The sequence below is a fragment of the Candidatus Hydrogenedens sp. genome (genome assembly GCA_035378955.1).
Lineage (GTDB): Bacteria > Hydrogenedentota > Hydrogenedentia > Hydrogenedentales > Hydrogenedentaceae > Hydrogenedens.
The window spans coordinates 15,793-35,723 of the sequence record DAOSUS010000006.1; the positions used below are offsets into that span (position 1 = coordinate 15,793).

At 36.8% G+C, this 19,931-nt stretch carries 15 protein-coding genes; 13 read left to right on the forward strand and 2 right to left on the reverse strand.

The features are described from left to right. The first annotated feature begins 11 nt into the window (after positions 1–11). The 6 genes from PLA12_02385 (at position 12) to PLA12_02410 (ending at position 6,864) form a co-directional block, all read left to right on the forward strand. Positions 12–1,148, forward strand: a complete 1,137-nt coding sequence (locus PLA12_02385) for a glycosyltransferase family 4 protein (GenBank protein HOQ31339.1) — start codon at positions 12–14, stop codon at positions 1,146–1,148. A 53-nt stretch (positions 1,149–1,201) separates the two neighbouring features. Further along, positions 1,202–2,269, forward strand: coding sequence for an NAD-dependent epimerase/dehydratase family protein (locus PLA12_02390; GenBank protein ID HOQ31340.1), 1,068 nt, complete (start codon positions 1,202–1,204; stop codon positions 2,267–2,269). 262 nt (positions 2,270–2,531) lie between these two features. Then, positions 2,532–2,810, forward strand: a complete 279-nt coding sequence (locus tag PLA12_02395; protein ID HOQ31341.1) for a metal-sensitive transcriptional regulator — start codon at positions 2,532–2,534, stop codon at positions 2,808–2,810. A gap of 33 nt (positions 2,811–2,843) precedes the next feature. After that, entirely contained in the window at positions 2,844–5,288 is a 2,445-nt protein-coding gene (locus tag PLA12_02400; protein ID HOQ31342.1) for an FAD-dependent oxidoreductase, read from the forward strand. A gap of 28 nt (positions 5,289–5,316) precedes the next feature. After that, complete coding sequence (locus PLA12_02405; protein ID HOQ31343.1) at positions 5,317–6,084, forward strand: DUF1638 domain-containing protein; 768 nt, start codon at positions 5,317–5,319, stop codon at positions 6,082–6,084. 45 nt (positions 6,085–6,129) lie between these two features. Then, the gene (locus PLA12_02410; protein ID HOQ31344.1) at positions 6,130–6,864 is read left to right on the forward strand and encodes a DUF72 domain-containing protein; all 735 of its coding nucleotides are present in this window, start codon (positions 6,130–6,132) and stop codon (positions 6,862–6,864) included. A 53-nt stretch (positions 6,865–6,917) separates the two neighbouring features. On the opposite strand, the gene PLA12_02415 is transcribed toward PLA12_02410, so the two are convergent. Further along, on the reverse strand, positions 6,918–8,162 hold the full coding sequence (locus PLA12_02415; protein ID HOQ31345.1) for a Gfo/Idh/MocA family oxidoreductase: 1,245 nt from the start codon (positions 8,160–8,162) through the stop codon (positions 6,918–6,920). A gap of 21 nt (positions 8,163–8,183) precedes the next feature. Further along, positions 8,184–9,428 (reverse strand): Gfo/Idh/MocA family oxidoreductase, encoded by a 1,245-nt coding sequence (locus PLA12_02420; GenBank protein ID HOQ31346.1) that lies wholly within the window; start codon positions 9,426–9,428, stop codon positions 8,184–8,186. A gap of 233 nt (positions 9,429–9,661) precedes the next feature. Between PLA12_02420 and PLA12_02425 the strand changes: the two genes are divergently transcribed. Genes PLA12_02425 through PLA12_02455 form a run of 7 tightly spaced genes read left to right on the forward strand, consistent with a single transcriptional unit; the run spans position 9,662 to position 19,667 of the window. Continuing rightward, positions 9,662–10,282 carry an SIS domain-containing protein gene (locus tag PLA12_02425; protein ID HOQ31347.1) on the forward strand — a complete coding sequence of 207 codons (621 nt, stop codon included), beginning with the start codon at positions 9,662–9,664 and terminating at the stop codon, positions 10,280–10,282. A gap of 12 nt (positions 10,283–10,294) precedes the next feature. After that, a complete protein-coding gene (locus PLA12_02430; GenBank protein ID HOQ31348.1) occupies positions 10,295–11,047 on the forward strand; it encodes an inositol monophosphatase family protein in 753 nt (250 codons plus the stop codon). After that, a complete protein-coding gene (locus PLA12_02435; protein HOQ31349.1) occupies positions 11,044–11,529 on the forward strand; it encodes a YhcH/YjgK/YiaL family protein in 486 nt (161 codons plus the stop codon). The genes PLA12_02430 and PLA12_02435 overlap by 4 nt, the downstream gene beginning before the upstream one ends. Before the next feature lie 51 nt (positions 11,530–11,580). Continuing rightward, complete coding sequence (locus PLA12_02440) at positions 11,581–12,513, forward strand: SDR family oxidoreductase (GenBank protein ID HOQ31350.1); 933 nt, start codon at positions 11,581–11,583, stop codon at positions 12,511–12,513. A 26-nt stretch (positions 12,514–12,539) separates the two neighbouring features. Next, positions 12,540–15,710 carry a PD-(D/E)XK nuclease family protein gene (locus PLA12_02445; GenBank protein ID HOQ31351.1) on the forward strand — a complete coding sequence of 1,057 codons (3,171 nt, stop codon included), beginning with the start codon at positions 12,540–12,542 and terminating at the stop codon, positions 15,708–15,710. Next, a complete protein-coding gene (locus PLA12_02450) occupies positions 15,688–19,083 on the forward strand; it encodes a UvrD-helicase domain-containing protein (protein ID HOQ31352.1) in 3,396 nt (1,131 codons plus the stop codon). Before PLA12_02445 ends, PLA12_02450 begins: the two co-directional genes overlap by 23 nt. Continuing rightward, complete coding sequence (locus PLA12_02455; protein ID HOQ31353.1) at positions 19,080–19,667, forward strand: hypothetical protein; 588 nt, start codon at positions 19,080–19,082, stop codon at positions 19,665–19,667. Before PLA12_02450 ends, PLA12_02455 begins: the two co-directional genes overlap by 4 nt. Positions 19,668–19,931: the final 264 nt, after the last annotated feature.

Sequence of the window (19,931 nt, forward strand, 5' to 3'; positions counted from 1 at the left end):
TCTTTTCTTGTATGATATCAAAACCTAAAATTTTACACCTTTTTAGTAATCATCGTTGGACAGGTCCCGCGGAACCGGTTTTAACACTTATCAAACATTTAAGGGATTTGGGCTGGGATATCCATTTGGGATGTAGCGTAAAAGGGGTCCCTGAAAGCAAATATAATCAGGTTTATGAAACAGCGATTCATTGGGGTATTCCTGTATATGAAAACCTTTACCTTTCCAAACATAGGAATATCCTTAAAGATTATCACGACCAGAAACAGTTGAGAAGAATTATCCAGAACAAACCACCACAAATTATTCATTGCCATCTGGATAACGACCATAGACTTGGAGTAAGAATAAAAAATAATACACAAGTTTTGCTCCGCTCCAATCATTATGGGGAAGGATTCCCTGATAGAATAAAACCCCTTGTCCCTAAAACGGATGTTATCCTTGAACCTTCGTATATTGCACAGAAACAGGACATAGAACAATACAACCTGACCCCCGAAAAATGTCCTGTGGTTCCATTAGCGATAGACCTAAAGCGATTTAATCCCAATCGTCCTTTACCCGAAGTAAAATTAACAATTCCTGAGGACTCTATAACTTTAGGAATTGTTGCAAGGTTACAAACCCATCGTAAATACGGACTCCTTTTTTCCGCACTTCATATACTTATTCAGGAAGGCTGGAAGTTGAATCTTGTTATTGTTGGTAGAGGAACAAAGCAAGAAGAGGTTGCTTACCGTCCCGTTCAAGAACTTGGGTTGGAGGAACATGTTATTTTTACGGGCTACCTGAAAGAGGATAATTATGTGGCTATGCTTAACAAATTTGATATAGGTGTTTATCTCGTTCCTGGAACCGATGGAACCTGTCGCACTGTTCGCGAATATATGGCTATGGGAAAACCGATTATTGCTACCCGAACGGGAATACTGCCCGAACTTGTCCAAAATGAAAAAGAAGGAATTATCATTGAAGATACGGTAGAATCTTTATATCATGCCATACGAAATTTGTGTGCTCATACCGAATATCGTAAGAAATTAGGGGATAATGCTCGCGAGAAAGCACTCAAGAATTTTTCACCAGAATATCAGGCAAAAATCGTTTCAGAAATTTACGAAAAGTGCCTCCAAAAAATGAAATAGTATATTGTTTTCAAATATGATATGAATAACATAAAACAATATGGACGCAACAGATGAAACGAATTTTAATTACAGGTGGAGCAGGTTTTGTCGGTGCCAATCTATCCATATTTTTAAAAGAACATCTGTCGGATTGCCATATAATTGCTTTTGACAACCTACATCGGCGAGGGTCTGAACTTAATTTGAGACGATTACAACAATATGGCATTGAGTTTGTTCATGGAGACATTCGCAATATATCCGATATACAAAATATTTCTGCTTGTGATTGGCTTATTGAATGTAGTGCGGAACCCTCTGTGCTTGCGGGTTATTCTTCTTCATCCGAGTATCTTCTTCATTCTAACCTTACAGGAGCATTAAACTGTTTGCAATGGGCCAAGGAACACAAAGCCGGATTTCTATTTCTATCTACCAGCCGTGTTTATCCTTATTCCCTTATAAATTCCTTGCCTTTTGTCGAAAATGAGACACGATACCAGATAAATACGAAGGAAACCCTTCCTTTAGGTATTTCAGAAAAAGGTATTTCCGAAAAATTTCCGATAGATGGAAATCGCACCCTTTACGGTGCCACAAAACTGGCTGTGGAATTGATACTGGAAGAATATAAGGAGATGTATAATCTACCGATTATTATAAACCGATGTGGAATTATTGCTGGACCCTGGCAGATGGGGAAAATTGACCAGGGGGTTGTAGCACTGTGGTTGGCACATCATATTGTAGAAAAACCTATCGCTTATATTGGATTTAACGGCACAGGGAAACAGGTTCGTGACCTGCTCGATATTCAGGACTTATGTCATCTCCTACTCTGGCAAATACAAAATTATGAAAAACTAAATCACTGGAAATTTAATATTGGTGGAGGACAGAAACGGAGTTTTTCTCTGGTTGAATTAACAACTTTATGCCAGCAAATAACAAAGAACACAATCCCCATTACTCGTGAATTTCAAACTCGTCCCGGAGATATCCCATACTACATAACAGATACCACACTCATAGAAACGGTATCTCCATGGGAACCCATTCAAACCTTAGAACAGACCCTTGTAAATATCGCTGAATGGATTTGCGAATATAAAAATCTTTTAAGCGGTATCCTCTTTTGAGGTAATGTAATACATTTATAATCTTGCTCGAATATTAAGTTAATTGATTACATCCATCTTCATTTTCGTCCTCTTTCCGTGTTTTATGAGGTTGAAAATATTTGTTTGCAAAAATTTATTAAATTCATAATTTTAAGCATATAGGGAAAAAAATCTCTTTGTGTATAACAAATAGGAAATTTAATTTGACAAGGGGTTGTTTTTTATAATATACTTATACAGGGTATATGTATATTGCTTAAATAAAATAAGGAAAATCTGTATGAAAGAAAAAGAGAAGAAAACAAAGGTTATTGAACGACTAAATCGAATTGAAGGACAAATTCGAGGGCTTCGATTGATGATAGAGAAGGAAAGGCCTTGTTTTGATATCTTAAAGCAAGTGTCCGCTGTTCGGGGAGCCCTTCGTTCTTTAGGTCAGGTCATTTTACAGGAACACCTGAACGAATGTCTTATCTCTTTTGATAAAGATGAAGTAAAAATAAAAGAATTTAAGGATAACCTCGTTCAATTATTTTCGAAAATTTGTTCCAGCGAATAAAAATTAAAATATAACCCATAAGGAGATATAACCATGACAAAGAAACGCGTTATTATTGTGGGCGGAGTAGCCGGTGGAATGAGTTGTGCTACCCGACTAAAAAGATTAAATGACAATCTGGAAGTAATTGTATTTGAAAAAGGGGGAGATGTTTCCTATGCTAATTGCGGTATGCCCTATCATATAGGAGGTATTATCCCTGACCGTGATTCTCTTTTAGTGCAAACTGTTAAAGGTTTGCAGGGCAGGTATGGATTGGATGTCCGCACATATCATGAAGTTATTGCGGTTAACCGAGAAAAGAAAGAAATTAGTGTTCGAAATTTAACAAATAATACCGTTTTAACTTTTCCTTATGATGTGCTTGTATTAGCGACAGGTTCAATTCCCTTAGTTCCTCCTATACCGGGAGTAGATAGCCCAAAGGTTTTTGTGTTAAATCATCTAAGTGATATGGATAAAATAATCAATCAATTACCTGAAAGTAAACATGTTTGTGTTATTGGTGCCGGGTTTATTGGTTTGGAGTTGGCGGAGAATTTAAGACATCGCGGTTTAGAAGTATCCCTTGTTGAAATGCAGGACCATGTAATGCCTCGTATGGATACAGAAATGACAGTTCCTATTCTTCAGGAACTCGTATTAAATAAAGTTAATGTATATTTGCAAGAGACAGCCCAGAAGATTGAAGAGGGTCGGGTTGTTCTTAAAAGTGGCAAGACTGTAAATAGCGATTTTGTGTGTTTGTGTGCTGGGGTTCGACCGAACACGCAATTAGCAAAAGAGGCAGGGCTGGAACTATCCCAAAGGGGATATGTTCGTGTAAATGAATATATGCAGACAAGTGACCCGGATATTTATGCTGTTGGTGATATTGTGGAGGTGGCAGATATTGTAACCGGAGGTAGGACTGCAGTGCCTTTAGCGGGACCTGCAAACCGACAGGGGCGAGTTTGTGCAGACCATATTTGTGGTAGAGAGACGGTATTTGGTGGTCTTCAGGGAACAGGGATTGTGAAAGTATTCAATGTGGCTGCCGCTCAAACGGGTATTACGGAGACACAGGCAAAGGCACTGTCCCTTCCTTATCGAAGAGCATATATACATCCCATGCAACATCCGCGTTATTATCCGGGGGCGCAACCGGTCAGTGTAAAAATCATATTTACTGAAGACGGCAATATATTAGGAGCGCAGGTAGTAGGTTCAGAAGGGGTGGAAAGCATGATAAACACTTTAGCCATGGCGATACGCCACCACAAAACCGTTTATGATTTGGAAGATGAAGAACTTGCCTATTCTCCACAATGGGGCGGAGCTAAACATGGTATTAATATGGTAGGATATGTAGCATCGAATATACTTCGAGGGGATGTAGAGATTGCAGAGCCGGATAATATCCCTTCCGATGCGTATATTTTAGATGTGCGGGAACCTGCAGAAGCGGAGACGGGCGCCGTTCCTAATGCTACTCTTATACCCGTTGACCAATTACGAAGCCGTGTAAATGAACTTCCAAAAAACAAAGTTATCGTTACCTATTGTGCAGTAGGTTTAAGAGGATATATAGCATACCGATTTTTGAAACAACAGGGATTTCAAGTATTAAATTTAAATGGAGGTTTTCGCACCTGGTCGTGGTTTCATAAAAAACCTACTTTGATTACTCCACCTCCTACAACAGGTATGCCTAAATCCGAAACAGCCCCCGCCGATGACTCTGTTGTTGTTCCTGAAAAACACCGTCTTGATGTTTCAGGAATGCAATGTCCCGGTCCTATTTTGAAAGTAAAACAGGTGATGGAAAAACTTCAACCGGGTGATTTGTTAGAAGTATATGCAACGGATGTCGGTTTTACCTGTGATGTTCCTGCATGGTGTGCTAAAACAGGGAATCGTGTATTACAGGTTCGTCCGGAAGGGAAAGGCTATCTTGTAGAGATAGTGAAAGGGCAAATGCTGCCAGATGTATCATCAGAATCGATCCCTTCCTGTAAATCTCCAGAAAAGAAAGCAGTAACGATTATTTGCTTTTCCAACGATTTAGACCGCGTTATGGCGGGATTTGTAATTGCTAACGGAGCTGTGGCTATGGGATATAAAACAACTATTTTCTTTACCTTCTGGGGATTAAATGTCCTTCGCAAAGAAATGGCAGTGAAGGTGAATAAGGGATTTTTAGAGAAAATGTTCGGTTTTATGATGCCCCGCGGAGTAAATAAATTGAAATTATCGAAAATGAACATGGGTGGAATGGGGACACAAATGATGAAGTATGTGATGAAAACCAAAAATGTAATGTCCTTACCTGAATTGATGAAAACCGCTGTAAATTCGGGTGTTCAATTGGTTGCTTGTTCTATGTCTATGGATGTAATGGGAATAAAAAAAGAGGAATTAATAGATAATGTTGAAATTGGTGGTGTTGGTTATTATTTAGGTGAGGCTGGAAATGCAACTATAAATTTGTTTGTTTAGTAGGAATATTATTAAAATACATTCTACTATGGATGCCTTTGAACTTAAAAGAAAGTTGTTAGAAAAAATACATTATGCGAAACCCAAGCGATACGCTGTTGTTGCATGTCATGTTCTTTGGCGAGAAATAGCCTATTATTCTTCTCTTTCGCCTCATGTTTACGATTATTTCTTTTTAGAACAGGGTTTGCATGATGCGCCTCAGTGTCTTCATGAGCGACTACAACGGAAAATAGATGAGATAGATACATTGAAATACGATGCCATTCTGATAGGCTATGGTTTATGTAGTAATGGAACATTAAATATCATATCGAAATATACACCATTGGTTTTTGTAAAAGCCCACGATTGTATAACTTTTTTCTTAGGAAGTCGTGAGCGATATCGCGAATATTTTAATAAATATCCAGGTATCTATTGGTTTACACCGGGCTGGATTGAAGATAGCGTTATGCCCGGTCCAGATAGAGAAAAAGTAATTCGTGAATTATTGAGTGAAATATATGGTAATGAAAATCTGGATTATCTAATTGAATCGTTAGAAACATGGAAAAATAAATATCGTTGTGCCGGTTATATAGATTTGGGTTTAGGAAATCGTGAATATGCAAAAAAATATACTCAAATTTCAGCCCAACATTTAGGTTGGGAATATTATGAATTTAAGGGAGACCCTATATTAATAATTCGCTGGTTATTGGGAGAATGGGAATATTCGGATGATTTTATTGTTCTGCCTCCAGGGAAAAAGTTAAAACCCACCTATGATGATGAAATTGCTACTATAGAATAACCCGATATTTATTCTATGTCGTCAAAATCTAATACAAAAAAGGGTATGGTTTATATAGGAACCAGTGGTTGGAGTTATCCTCATTGGGCTAAAGGTGTTTTTTATCCAAAGTCTGTGCCTACACAAAATTGGTTAAAATACTACGCCTCTATTTTCAATGCGGTTGAAGTGAATTCTACCTTTTATAGATTACCCAATCCATCGCTATTGCAAAGATGGAGTAGTATTACACCACCTGATTTTATTTTTTCTATAAAAATTTGGCGTCGCATATCCCACGATTTGCGATTGAAAAATGTTCAGAAGGAAATACAGGATTTTTACCCATCTGTTCTACCTTTACAAGAAAAAACGAAGGTATTTTTATTACAAACACCTCCTTCTTTTATACCTGATATAAATTTATTAAACGAATTTTTCTTTGCATGGATGGAAGTATTCAAGAATACCTTGTTAGCAGTAGAATTGCGAAACAAGAAATGTTTTAAGGAAGAAGTCTTTGATGTAATGAGAAAGCACAATATATCCCTATGTTTGGAGGATTATAAAGGTTGTGGGATTGATGATGTAATGACGGCAGATTGGCTATATATTCGCAGGCATGGGCCTACAGGTAGGTATCAAGGGGAATATACACATCAACAATTAAAAATAGAAGCAGAGAAAATAAAGCAATACCTAAAATTAGGAAAAGATGTCTTTATCTTTTTTAATAATGATTTTGATGGTTATGCTCCCAAAAACGCGAAGCAATTGATGGATTTAGTAGATAGTAAATAAAAAGAGAGTATGAAGATTTCATACGCTCTTTTTTATAGTGTTAAAGTTTTAATTTATCCTTCACGAATTTCGCGTTTTTCGGGGTCATAAATCTGGCGTTTACCGGTATCGTAAGCAATCATTGCCATGATACAGGCTACCGCGTGTTGATAGCCCGCATCTATACTTGCATTGGGTTCATTTCCGCTGCGCATACATTGTAACCAATCCAGAATATGGTCAGGTCGATTTATGGGTTCAATTTCTATTTTTTCCTTCAGAGCATCTGTTTTCGTATAAGCACCATCTGGCAGCAAAATAGGATTATTCCAATCCTGTAAGTCCATCAGACCTTGATTGCCAAAAATCTTAAATGTATTACCTGCACCGTTGCCAAAGTTTGTGGAATAAGACACCATAAAACCTTCGGGATATGTCCATAACACCTGGATATGGTCAGGGCAGGTAAAATTATATTTATCCTTCCATGTGTAAATACCACCGGAACAAACAGCCGTCTTAGGAAATTTTGCCCCTGTGATATAGTGAACAAGGTCAATAAAATGACTGCCCCATCCGGGTATCGCACCATCAGAAAATTCACGATACCCATACCAACCCGAACAAAATACCGGGTCAAAAGGTTTATCAGTAACTCCTGCCGTGAATTCCTTCCAGTTAACATCTTCCGCTTTCAGGTCTTCTCGAATCCGCGGATACCAATAAGGGCGGGAATCATTTCGACACTGTTCTATCCGTGCTACATTACCAAGAATACCTGATTTGTAAACTTCTTTTGCACCGGTGAAACTGGGATAACTCCGTAATTGCGTTCCTATCTGCACAACGACCTGGTTTTCCTTTACCGCATCATAGGCAGAAATAAGTTCCTTCATGTTCTTTGCCAGCGGTTTTTCGCAATAGGCGTGTTTCTTTGCTTTCGCCGATGCTTCTAAATGCAGGCAATGCACATGGTCTGCGGAGGCAATTAATACCGCATCCACTTTCGCCTTTGACAAAAGGTCCTGATACGATTCGAACTGTTGTGGGTCTTTACCGTATACATCCTTTACCATCTGGGCTACTTGTTCGCGTTTCTCTTTCCATGGGTCACAAACAGCGATAATTTCCACATTCTCTTTATCTTTGTAGGCACTGATTTGTTTGAAGTGGTCGCGAGACCTACCGCCACAACCTATCATACCGATAGCGATGCGGTCATTGGCTCCTGCAATGCGAGAGTAACTCAATGCGGAAAGAGTTACTGCTGTTCCAATCCCTGCTGTTTTAAGAAAATCACGACGCGTTTTTTGTTCCATAATAGTTCTCCTTATGTTCGTTTATCCTTCTCGGATTTCCCGTCGAGTATGGTCATAAATTTGTCGTTTACCCGTGTCATAGGCAATCATGGCCATGATACATGCTACTGCATGTTGATAGCCTGCTTCAATATTTGCATTGGGTTCATTCCCGCTACGCATACATTGTAACCAATCTAAAATATGGTCAGGACGTTCTATCGGTTCAATTTCCTTTTTTTCTTTCAAGGCATCTGTTTTTGTAAGAGCACCATCTGGAAGCAAAACAGGATTATTCCAATCTTGTAGGTCCATCAATCCTTGATTGCCAAAAATCTTAAATGAATTACCCGCACCATTCCCGAAGTTAGTGGAATAAGACACCATAAAGCCTTCAGGATATTTCCATAATACCTGAATATGGTCAGGGCAGGAGAAATTATATTCATCTTTCCATGTATAAGTATCACCTGAGCATACCGCACTTTCCGGGAATTGAGCTCCGGTGATGTAATGCACCAAGTCTATAAAATGGCTTCCCCATTGCGGAATGGGTCCATCTGAAAAATCGCGGTAGCCATACCATGCAGAGCATAGAACCGGGTTAAACGGCTTATCGGTAACACCTGCTGTAAATTCTTTCCAGTTAACATCTGCGGGATTTAAGTTTTTGACAATTTTTGAATACCAATAAGGTTTGTTTCCATTTCTACATTGTTCTACTCGACCTACTTTTCCAAGAATGCCCGATTTATAAACTTCTCTTGCTCCGGTAAAACTGGGATAACTCCTCAATTGTGTCCCGACCTGCACTATGACTTTATTTTCCTTAACAGCATCATAAGCGGAGATAAGTTCTTTCATGTTGTTGGCTAATGGTTTCTCACAATAAGCGTGTTTTTTCATTTTTGCCGCTGCTTCTAATTGACGAGCATGCACATGGTCTGCAGAGGCAATTAATACCGCATCTACTTTGGCTTTTGATAAAAGGTCCTGATACGATTCGAACTGTTGGGGGTCTTTACCAAATACATCTTTTACCATGGTCGCTGTTTTTTCTCGTTTCTCTTTCCATGGGTCACAAACGGCGATAATTTCCACATTCTCTTTATCTTTGTAGGCACTGATTTGTTTGAAGTGGTCTTGAGACCTACCGCCACAACCTATCATGCCGATAGCAATGCGGTCATTGGCTCCTGCTATTCGAGAATAACTCAATGCGGATAATGTTACGGCTGTGCCGATAGATGCTGTTTTTAAAAATTCTCTTCGTGTTTTCTTATTCATGGAAAATTCCTCCAGTCATAATATTTTTTGTTGGTTGTAATATCTCAAAAAAACTGTTTAATACATTACTATATTATTTCCGATTGTTTCAAAACCCAAAATAAAAAAATATTCTATATTTGTACCTATAAAAGATTATCCCTTTAACCATAAACATTTATAGTTATTGCCCATGTTAGGTTTAACATGTTAAAATTAAATGTCCCTTTACAATAACTTATGGAGTAATAAGCATGTATTTCATGAAAGATTTATTTCAATCATCCCCTGATTTTAAATTGTATTATGAAGGATATTGTGAGCGTTTGTGTCAACTTCTTCATCGTTTGAATAAGGATACATTAACAAAAATAGCCGATGAAATATGGAATAAAATTAGTGAGGGGAAGACCCTGTTCCTTGCGGGGAATGGAGGTAGTTCTGCTGTGCTTTCTCACTGGGTTAATGATTTGGTGGTGGGGAATTATATAAAGAATTGTTCGCCCATTCGTGCAATAAATTTATCAGATAATCAAGCGGTAATTACGGCATTAGGAAATGATGAAGGTTATGAAAATATCTTTATCGGGCAATTGCGTGCCCTTGCTAAGGAAGGCGATTTGTTGATAGCAATGTCTGTTAGTGGAAATAGCCCTAATGTTATAAAAGCAGTGGGATGGGCGAAGGAGCATGGAATTCGAACAATAGGAATAGCCGGCTGTGATGGTGGCAGGTTAATTTCTTTAAGTGATTATGGGCTTCTTGCTGAAAGCACAAAAGATGAATACGGTCCTGTAGAAGATGTCTTTTGTATTATCACCCATATTATCAGCACTTATATAGCCCAGAAACGGGGTAAAAATTTATATCATTAAGGGGGTGTTATAATGGATGTTCAAGAATATTTAGAATTAGCCGTTACTGCGGCACATCGAGCAGGGATTATTTTATCAGACTTTTTTCGGGAACCCTGTAAGGTTATTTATGAAGATGAACGAGATATAAAATTACAGGCAGACCGTGATTCCGAATCTGCTATTATAGATGTTCTGGAATCAACGCCATTTGCCATTTTATCTGAGGAGCGAGGTTGGATTCGTGAATATGTTATGAATGAACCTTTCTGGGTTATTGACCCATTGGATGGGACATTAAACTTCAGCAGAAAAATACCGTTATGTGCTGTTTCCATCGCTTTAATGAAAGGTGACGAATTTTTATTGGATGTTGTTTATGATTTTATGAGACGGGAGTTATTTTCAGGGACCAAGGAAAGCGGGGCATTATTGAATGATGTTCCTATTAAAGTTTCTAATATAAAACAATCGAATTATGGAATTGTAGCTACAGGACTTCCTGTGTTTCGTCCCTATACAGAAAATGAATTTCAGCAATATGTTCAGGAATTGCGAAGGTATCGAAGAGTTCGTTTTTTAGGGTCATCGGCTTTATCTCTGGCTTATGTTGCCTGTGGGCGGATAGATGCTTTTATACAAGATGAAATTATGTTATGGGATATTGCGGGAGGGTCCGCTTTGATAAAATTTGCCGGTGGAACTGTGAAAATTTATGATATTTTAGGGGTGCCTTTTGCAAAAAAAATACGAACGGCTTGTAGCGAGGAGGTATTGAAATTATGATAGTTGACCGATTTGAGAATTGGGAACGGTATTTCCATGGGAAGATAGGGAAGTTAGTGCTGAACTACATCAAAGGACTAAAAGAGGATAGCCTGGATACGGATATGGAATCTATCTATGGGGAGGATATAAAAGCACGGGTTATGTCCTATACTACGAAAGACATTTCAGAAGCAATCTTTGAGGCACATAAAAAATATATGGATATACAATTTACACTTTCAGGAGAAGAAGGTATTGGATGGATACCCGAATCTATGGCGCAAGTAAAGACTGAGTATGACCTTGAAAAAGATGTAGGTTTTTACAATGTAGATACATCAAAAATAAATATCATTCAAAATGTGCCAGGGCAATTTATGCTTTTATTTCCTGGTGAGGTGCATGGAGCCGGAATTTGTCTACATAAAAAACCGATGACGGTTAAAAAAGGTGTTGTAAAAATAAATTGGGAAGCGTTTGTCAATTCAGAATTAGGATAATCGAGAAATAAATCGTATAATAGTAAAGAACAGACTTATTTGGAGGAAGATATGAGCCCAGTAAATTTGGTTACAGGTGGGGCAGGTTTTATTGGTTCCCATTTGTGTGAAGCATTATTACAACGCGGGGAAGAAGTTATTTGTCTGGATAATTTTTTTACAGGCAGAAAAAGGAATATTCAACATCTGATAGGTAATCCAAAATTTGAAGTTATCCGCCATGATATTACAGAGCCTATCCTCCTTGAAGTAGACCGAATATTTAATCTGGCGTGTCCCGCTTCACCGGTTCATTATCAATTTAACGCAGTAAAGACGATAAAAACGAATGTTATGGGTGCATTAAATGTGTTGGGTATGGCAAAACGGGTAAAGGCACGAGTTTTGCAGGCAAGCACATCGGAAGTTTATGGGGACCCTGCTGTGCATCCTCAACCCGAGACCTATTGGGGCAATGTAAATCCAATTGGGAGGCGTAGCTGTTACGATGAGGGCAAACGCGTGGCAGAAGCCTTATTTTTCGATTATCATCGTCAAAATGGGGTGGATATTCGTGTGATACGAATTTTTAATACCTATGGTCCCCGTATGTTGATTAATGATGGAAGAGTAGTAAGCAATTTCATTGTGCAGGCATTGCGAAACGAACCCATAACTGTTTTTGGAGATGGCTCTCAAACACGGTCTTTTTGTTATATAAGCGATTTGATAGAAGGTATTCTTCGGATGATGGATTGTGAAGGTTTCACCGGTCCTGTGAATTTAGGAAATCCCGGAGAATTTACCATTCTGGAATTGGCAAAATTAGTCTGCGAAATGACAGGTTCGTCTTCAGAAATTATTTTTAAGCCTTTACCTGAAAATGACCCTTGTCGAAGAAAACCCGATATTTCTCTTGCAAAGGAAAAATTGAATTGGGAACCCCAAATACCGCTCCGTGAAGGTTTGAAACATACCATTGAATATTTTAAGAACATTATATAAACAGAATTAATCGGAAACGGGGGATTATGGCACAAAACCTGATTTTTTGTGGTAGTCAACGCTCCGACCGTAGGAATAAAATCCAGGGAATTTTAGAAGAGAATTATACATCTGCCTTACTTATTGTGCCTACCCAACAATATGCCCAAAAAAGGCGCCTAGAACTTTTAAATAGTATTAACATACCTGCTATTGGAAAAAATATTGTTACTGACTTTACCCAGTTTGCCTATAATTTGCTCAAAGAACAATATATTCCTCTGCATTTACTGGAAGAATGGGAACAGAAACTATTAATACGGTCTATTCTTTTATCGGAAGAGGGACGGAAAAAGTTTGAATCCTATAAAGGTTTACTGGCTCCAGACAACTTGGCAGATTCTTTCCATCGGATTATACGAAACTTAAAACAGGCCGGAATTACACCGGAAACATTTCAAGAGCAAATAAAAAGACTATCGGTAGAACCCTGGGACGAAGTAGTGTCATGGGTGTATACCACCTATCAGGAACAATTGAAGCAAAACAATGGGTATGATATTCCGGGCTTGTTCTGGCAGGCAGAATTAGAATGCCAAAAAGGCAAACCTCAATATATTACTGATAAAAAATATCTCCTATTCGATGGTTTTGACGATTTTACCCAATCGGAACTTCGCCTTATCCATGCGTTATCATCTCACTTTGAACATATCGTAATGGGTATTAATTTTGATACAGTGCCAAGCCGACAGGATATATATGAACTGGCAAAAGATACCCTAAAACGAATTCTATCCGTATTAGAGGCAGAGACGATTTCCCTGGATACGCCTTCTCCTCAAACCTCTATTGAATTTGTTGCGGATACTCTTTTTGGACGAGATGAACCGAAAACATTTGTCCCTTCTACTGCTTCCATTATTCGAGTAGAACAATTTATTAATCGGGAAGAGGAAATAAAAAATATCGCATGTAAGATAAAACATTTGCTAATTCAAGAAAATGTCCCACTACAAAAAATAGCCGTTAGTTATCGGCAGTTACATCAAGTGCGACCTCTTATTGAAAAAATATTTACTGATTACGGTATTCCTTACCGAATACTATCACCTCAAAGTTTAAAAGAAACATGGGTCAGTCAATTTTGGGAACGATGGTTTGCACAACTCAATGAAAATTCTCTTTCCGCTATAACCTTATTATTGCACGACCCCCTCTGGAATATTCCTATATCCCTTCGTGAAAAATTCTTTTTGATATTATCCATTTCAGGACTTTCTACCAACGCATCCCTTGATTGTATTGATAAAAAAATAGAGGAAAAGGAAAAAAGCCTGGAAGATTTTAATGAAGAGGAAAATAAAAATATTTCAAAAATAGAAATTCAACAATTTTTTGATGAACTAAAACGATGGCTTTTCTGGCGAAATAAATTTAAGAAACAAGACAATGTATCAAATTATATTTTCATCGTTTTGGACCTTTTTCATTTGTTGGAAAATACGCTAAAAGATTGTTTGTTAAAGGAAGAAAATAAAGGGAAGGCTGAAAAAGAAAAAAGGGCTTATTTGCAATTCCTTTCAGTAGTAAAAAAACTCTCTACTTATTTTAAGAATCAAGAACTTTCTTTAGAGGAATTTCAAAGAGTTATCTTTTCTTTACTATCAGATGTTGCTCTTTTTGATACAGAACATTATTGGGGTGTGATGTGTTTAGACCTGCCTATGATACGAAATATGGAATATGATTATCTTTTTGTAGGTGGAGTTGAAGAAGGAATAATTCCTTTATCTCCGAGACAGAATGCTTTATATTCTGATAAAGATATAACGATACTGCGACAATCTGGACTACCCATAGATGATGTTGCAAAACAGATACGGCGGGAATGGTTGTTTTTCCAGCAAATTTTTGAAACTGCTCAAAAAGGTGTTTTCCTGTCCCATGCTTTATATTCCGAAAAACAAGAGGAACGCTCTTCTAGCTTATTATTAAGGCAATGTCAGGAAGTATGTCAGTATATTCAGGATAATGACCTACAAAATCCGAAAGAAATAAAAACAAAACTTTTTATTCCTTGTTCTCCCTCTGAATTAAGGAACTTGCTTTTCTACCATCAGGAAAATGAAGAAATATTGAAGCAACAATATACGGATATTTTTAACTGCTGCTTTGCCTTACAAAAACGAGAAGAAGGGAACGGAAATATATACACGGGAGATTTGCAGGCAGAGGATATAAAAAAATGGCTTGAAAATAGGTTCGGACCCAATCATGTTTATAGTGTTGACCAGATTGAAGAATATGTAAATTGCCCATTCCGTTTCTGGACGCATAGAGTATTAAATTTAAAGGATTGGGAGGAAGAACTTATTTATCCTTCTCCTTTGATGATTGGCTCCTGGGCCCACGATACCCTTTTTATATTATTGAAAGAACATTATGAAGAATTATTAACGAATAAAAATCAAGTCATTAAGGAGAAATTAAAACAGATAATAAAAGATATTGTTATCAAAGACCGAAAAACTTTTGTATTACAAAAAAAATGGGTTGATTTAACAATAGAATGGCTAACGCAGGTGCTAACTGAATTTCTCAACTCCGATAATGCTTTGATTGAGCCTGATTGGAAACCTTCCTATTTTGAGCTGGCTTTTGGAAGAACGATGTATCAGATGGAAGATGAAAGAAGTCAACACAAACCTTATTGTATACAAATACAGGATAAATCTGTTTTATTTTCAGGTCGAATTGACCGTATTGATAGACATGTAGACAATCCATCGTTACGAATTATTGATTACAAATGGGGGAGTACTCCCACAAAAACGGATATGGGAATTAAGAATAATCGAGTGCAAGAAAAACTTTGCTCTTTTCAACTTTTTATTTACGAACTTGCTGTTGAGCATCACTTGTTTCAAGAAGAGGGTCTATCCGTTGCAGAATCCTGTTTTCTATCCATAACCGAACAGCGAAAAACATCGGCTCCATGGGGAGTAAATCAGAATTTACGAGATGAAATAAAGCATAGAGTAAAAAAGATTATTAGCGAGACAATCGAAAATATTCATCACGGAAAATTTACCTCGGTACCTTACAAAAAACAATCCTGTGAGTATTGTTCCTGCAAAAATGCATGCCGATACATAAAAATAGAACCAAGTGCAACATTGGGAGAAGAGGAAAGTGGAGAAGTTGAAGCAACATAGTTATTTTACCGGCTTGACCAATGAGCAGGAAAAGGTTATCTATTCCGATGCACTTAAAATAGGTGTGGATGCTTCTGCAGGTTCTGGGAAAACTCGTGTTTTGATAGCAAGGATATTAAGACTATTAAAAGAAAAAAAGGCCGATTTGAATGAAATTGTAGCGATTACATTTACAGAAAAATCTGCTGCTGAAATGAGACAGCGTTTATTAGATGCTTTTCATGAATATGCCCTCAAAGCAAAACCCGATGAACTCAATCAATGGCGGTTGCGAGAACAGCAGTTAGAATCTGCACGAATATGCACCATACATGCCTTCTGTGCCGGGATACTCCGTCAATATGCACTGAAATTAGATTTTGACCCGGAATTTCGTATTCTGGACGAACTTCAAAGCCCATTATTTCTCGATAGGTTTATTCAAAGTCAGATAAAATTATGGATAGAAGATGACCCGAATGTTTCTGAACTGGTTGTAGAACTTTCACCACAAAACTTCCAAAAAATTCTGGAAGCACTTTTCCAGTATGCCTTGCATATCCTTCCGTGGCTCGATGAAGCAACTCAATGTTCTAATGAAGAATATATCCATAGGAATATTCAACGGGTAAACGAAAGATACGAACAATATTTGTTAAATTTTGTGAAATCCAAAACTATAAATATATGGATAGAAAAGTTAGATAAATTACTCAAAGAAATTCCTGAAGAGGAACAAGCAATAAAGGGAGTATGTGTTTTTTACATTTCAAAATTGAAATGCTTACAGAGTGCTAAAAAACGAGAGGATATTATTCAAATTAAAGATGAAATAACAGAAAATAAATTAAGATTAAACATAAGAAATAAAGATGTAAACGGTGGGTTACAGGGACAAGTAAAGAAACTTCGTGATGATATAAAAAGGACTTTAGAAAAAGAAATCATCGAGTTAAAATTGGATGATGAAACTACGCCCCAATCGCTAAATCTTACCTATCGAATGCTCCGTTTATTTGACCCGTTTTACCATCAGTGGGTTCAATATAAACGACAGCAAGGAGTTGTTGATTTTGATGATTTGATACATTTAACTTATGACTTATTGAACAAACATCCAGAGGTATGTAAAGAGATTGCTGACGGGATAAAATATATTTTCATTGACGAATTTCAAGACACAGACCATTCGCAAGTGCGATTCATTCAATTACTACTATCTGCCAATCCCCATCTTTCGTTTTTCTTTGTAGGCGATGCGAAACAATCCATTTATGCGTTTCGAAATGCCGAAGTAAGGGTTTTTCAGGAACAAAGAAAATCTATTGATAGTGATAATTTGTTTTCTCTGAATTACAATTTTCGGTCTGCACCGGAAATATTAAATTTTGTTAATACCTTTTTCCAGAAAACGAATTTGCTATCTGCTGTTGAAGAAGAATATCGTCCTATGCAAGCCCATCGGAGGCCTTATAATAAACCTCGTGTTGAATTTTTGCTTTCAATGCCCCGAGAGGAAGAGAAGAGAACATTAAAAGAAGACAATGTTGACATTGAGGCTAAGGTTATAGCGGAGCGTATCCAGTCGTTAGTTCAGGGTGAAAATCCTCTAATGATTGCTGATGAAAAGGACCAGAAACTACGCCCTGTATGTTATGGTGATTTTGTCTTATTATTTTGCACGAAAAATTATATCTACAAATATGAAAAAGCACTAAAGGATAAAGGAATACCTTGTTTTGTTGTTAGCAGTAGAGGATTTTTTGAGATTACAGAGGTGAAAGATATATTAAATTTTCTTCAGGTGTTGGTAAATCCATACCATGACATTGCTTTGCTTTCATTTTTACGAGGACCTTTTTGTGGTCTTTCCGATGAACAGATTACCCGCTGGCAGATGAATTTACCCCTTCGCAATATGTTGTTGGATACGGATAAGATTCCTGATGCTCTGACAAAGGAAAGTGCTTATTTAAGGGTCAGGTCTTTATATTGTTATTTCCGAGAAAAAACGCATCTTCCTATCCATGAACTTATTCAAGAAGTTATTGATAAAACAGGCTATGAATCCATTTTATTAGGTCATTGGTTTGGAGAGCAGCGAATTGCTAATCTACAAAAATTTTTAGCTTTAGCCCGTGCCTATCAGGAAGGTAACCCGATAAGTTTATATCAATTTCTTCGGTTTGTAGAACGCTCTCGCGATAAAATAATGGAAGGCGAAGCAGACCTTGCCGTAGAAGCCGGGAATGCAGTTATTCTTACTACCATACATCAGGCAAAAGGATTGGAGTATCCTATCGTTGTTTTACCTTTACTTTATGAAGAACGACAATACAAAAAATCTGCCGGTGTAAATTATCACAAAGAAATGGGGGTAATTATTAGAACAAAGAAAAAAGAGGATGAAAAAGATAATAGTATAGAAACGATAATAAAATTACAGAATGCCCATGATGAATATCAGGAGTATGTCCGTTTATTTTATGTAGCATTAACTCGGGCTCGCGATTATTTAATCCTATCTTCTAATAAGAAATATCTTGAAGAGTTTTATATAAAAAGAAAAATAAATTCTCGACTTTCATTATTAGCGGATTGTTTTCTTCTTGATGACGGAAAGAATACAGATTTATATCATATTGTAGAGAGACAAGAAAGGGATGTTTCTCCGAAGAAAAAAGACTTAACGAAAGAAACAAAGCCTATGCAATATGATTTGATTTCACCTATATCTATTACCCAACAATATTTTGAAACGGAGCCTATCCCGGCAACTCAAATACTGAATTTCCTTTTTGATGATAATTATGGCGAAGATGTTGATGAAATATATGAAGATATTTTGACTATGTTCCATGCCGAACGAGGTATCTTTTACCACCAATTATTGCAGGTATGGGATTTTCAAGAGGATAATAAGGAAACTTTATCAAAACGCCTCCTGAATATCATTACACCGGAGATTTCAGAAGATATAATCAAAAAAGAAAAAGATGTATGTGTCGGTAAAATTATAGATAACCCTATATATCCTGTATTAAAAACCAATCCTCCTATCTGGCGAGAGGTTCCCTTTATCTGGAAAGTAGGAAACCATTTTATTCAAGGTACTGTGGATGCCATCCTTGCTGATGGGACGATTGTTGACTATAAAACAGGAGTTAATGCAGATAATCATGCTCAACGATACTGGAAACAATTAGAAATTTATTATTATGCTATGAAAGATTTAGGAATAAAAGTCAACAATAAATTAATTTTAGTATACATTGACCAGTTAAAATATGATATAAAAGATATAGAGGTTTCTGGGCGTGATATTTTGGAGACAGAAATAAATCATGCCATTAAAAGATATATAAAAGAAATAAATCAGGGATATTCGAGATGAAATTTAGCGTTACCTGTCCCTACTGTTCGAAAGAAGTATTATTGCCAACATCTGAAATAGGTAAAAAAGTTTTATGTCCTTTATGTCATCACTTTTTTATAGTCGAAATTATTGAACCTGTAGAGAAAAAAGAAGATATTCTTGCAAACAAAAATAAATTGCCTTATCGGCCTGATTTGGAGCAATCGGATAAATTAATTAAAAAAGTAAAAAAAGACCTCGAAGAAATGGAAGTAGAAAATGTTCTGGACTGTTTCTATGCCTTAGAAGAATTGATTTCAGAATATATTGAAGAAGATATAAATGATAATGATACGAAGACTGCCTTGTTAGTAATTGCTTCAAAAAAACAAATAGATTTATCAAAAGAGGTAAAAGAACATCTACAACAAACAATGCCAGGCATACCTCTTCCTGCACATTTAGGATATGATACCTTGTCGGATATTCGAGAAAGACAGGGACAGTATGAAGAATGTATTATTTTGTGCCAACAAGCCATAGAGGAAGGCTGGTCTGGTGATTGGCAAAATCGTATGAATCGTTGTAGAAAAACATCAATGATAAAAAGAAAAGAAAAATAAAGGATAATTTTTTAATTTCTTTTTTTCTCTGCATTGTTTCTATTAAGCGTCTTCAAAATAATTTGTAGTAGTGTTTTTTGAACTTCCATTATAATAAGTAGATAAATTATATCTTCTAAATTATTTAAAAAATTCTTGACATTATCAGGGGAAATTGATGTAAAATTATAAAAAGTTTGTTTTTTGTAAAAATTTTAAAGAAATTGTTGACAATCGGTGTGATTTGTGATAAACTGTAATGTATAATTGTATATTAATTGAGTA